Source organism: Pseudomonas sp. HMWF021, assembly GCF_003061005.1.
Lineage (GTDB): Bacteria > Pseudomonadota > Gammaproteobacteria > Pseudomonadales > Pseudomonadaceae > Aquipseudomonas.
Genome location: NZ_QAIK01000089.1, coordinates 4,445 through 6,561, shown reverse-complemented (window position 1 = coordinate 6,561; position 2,117 = coordinate 4,445). Strand labels below are relative to the sequence as shown.

The window sequence follows — 2,117 nt, the reverse complement described above, 5'->3', positions numbered from 1 at the left end:
CTTTAGCTATGTGTCAGGTGGGCGTTGTCGCAATAAACTGTATATGCATACAGTATTTTCGGCGTTTTCCGCTTGGGGCGCCGATCGCCTGCGACAAAACCGCCGATGGACAAAAAAACCACCTCCGTTAGCTTGAAGGCCTCTCCTCGGAAAGGAGAGTTCTTAAATCAATGGAGTGAAAAACATGAATCAACCACAAGCACAAACTCAACTGCGACACGGTCGCGTCACCTCCCCAGCCAGCCGCGGTGCGGTAGCCATCGAGCAAGGATTGCTCGGTGCCTGGCAGGTCAACGAAATGGAAGGGGGCAAGAACTTTCCGGCGCTGACCGCCGGGCCTTTCCCTGCGCCGTATGGCAGCGACAGTGACAGCGTTACGCCGCCTGCCGATGGCTACATTCTCAGCGGTGGCAAGACCGATGCCCGTGACTGTGTGAACTTCACCGACGAGGAAATGAGCAAAAAGCTCAACCGTCCGTTCAACTGGCCACTGCTCAGTGTTAACCCGGGCCAGACGCTGGAGGTGAAGTGGGAATACACCGCGCCGCACACCACCCGTGGCTATCGCTGGATGATCACCAAGGATGGCTGGGATCCGAAGCAACGCATTTCCCGTGCACAGCTCGAAGCGCAGCCTTTTGCCGAAGACTTCTACACTCAGGTGCCGTATTACAGCTATCCGGGTGAACTGAAGGCCAAGGTCAATCATTCGGTGAAGCTGCCGGCCAACAAAAAGGGCCGTCACGTCATCGTGCTGATGTGGATCGTCGCCAACACCGGCAACGCTTTCTACCAGGCGTTCGACGTCGACTTCAAATAAGTCGGCAACCGTTAACCACACGTTCTGAAGGATTAGAACATGTCAAATATCGACTTTTCGTTAATGCACAGTCAGGCCGCCGATGCTGCCTCTCTGATGCCGAGCATCGCCGGCAAGAAGATTCTCATGGGCTTCTGGCACAACTGGCCGGCCGGCCCGAGTGACGGTTACCGTCAGGGCCGCTTCGCCGAAATCGCTCTGGAGGCGGTGCCAAAAGAGTACAACGTGGTCGCGGTGGCGTTCATGAAGGGCAGCGGGATTCCGACCTTCAAACCGTATAACGTTTCCGATGCCGAGTTCCGGCGTCAGGTCGGCGTGCTCAACAGTCAGGGACGGGCGGTACTGATCTCCCTGGGCGGCGCCGATGCGCACATCGAGTTGCGTGCCGGACAGGAACAGCCGCTGGCCAATGAAATCATCCGGCTGGTGGAAACCTATGGCTTCGACGGGCTGGACATCGATCTTGAACAGAGCGCGATTGATTTCGCTGCCAACAAGACCGTGTTGCCGGCGGCACTGAAACTGGTCAAGGATCACTACGCAGGCCAAGGCAAGCACTTCATCATCAGCATGGCCCCGGAGTTTCCCTACCTGACCACCAACGGCAAATACGTTGGTTACTTGCAGGCACTGGAAGGCTACTACGACTTCATCGCCCCGCAGTTCTACAACCAGGGCGGCGACGGGGTCTGGGTGCCGGAGGCCAACAACGGCAATGGTGCGTGGATCGCGCAGAACAACGACGCGCTGAAAGAGGATTTCCTCTACTACCTGACCGAAAGTCTGGTGACCGGCACCCGGGGCTTCACCAGAATCCCGGCGGACAAGTTCGTCATCGGCCTGCCGGCCAACGTTGATGCAGCAGCCACCGGCTATGTGATCGACAGCACGGCGGTGGGCAATGCGCTCAAGCGTCTGGCGATCAAAGGGCTGCCGATCAAGGGCCTGATGACCTGGTCGGTGAACTGGGACAACGGTGTCAGCAAGGACCGCGTACCGTACAACTGGGAGTTCAGTCGGCGTTATGGACCGCTGATTCATGGCGCCCGCACAGCGGCGCAGGAAACGGATGACGCGTTGTCGCGCCTCGCCCGTTAAACGCAAATAAAGAAGCCCGGTAGCGCTGCCGGGCTTTTTTTGTGGGCGTGTTTATTCGACCATGGGCGCCTTCCGATGACAAAAGGATCAGGCGTCATGAGCAAGACTGCCGAGCGGGTCAACATTGTCGACACCCAGGTGTTGTCCCACGACTGGTATCTGTTGCAGAAAATCACTTTCGACTACCGGCGCAACAACG

1 protein-coding gene and 2 pseudogenes are annotated in these 2,117 nt (G+C 57.7%); all 3 read left to right on the top strand.

Translation table 11 applies throughout. The features are described from left to right. Positions 1-184 precede the first annotated feature (184 nt). Entirely contained in the window at positions 185-820 is a 636-nt protein-coding gene (locus DBR18_RS12015) for a lytic polysaccharide monooxygenase auxiliary activity family 9 protein (protein WP_108590475.1), read from the top strand. A 39-nt stretch (positions 821-859) separates the two neighbouring features. Then, positions 860-1,861, top strand: a pseudogene (locus tag DBR18_RS12010) (chitinase); the annotation flags it as partial. 153 nt (positions 1,862-2,014) lie between these two features. Next, positions 2,015-2,117: pseudogene (locus DBR18_RS29120) on the top strand (GDP-mannose pyrophosphatase); the annotation flags it as partial.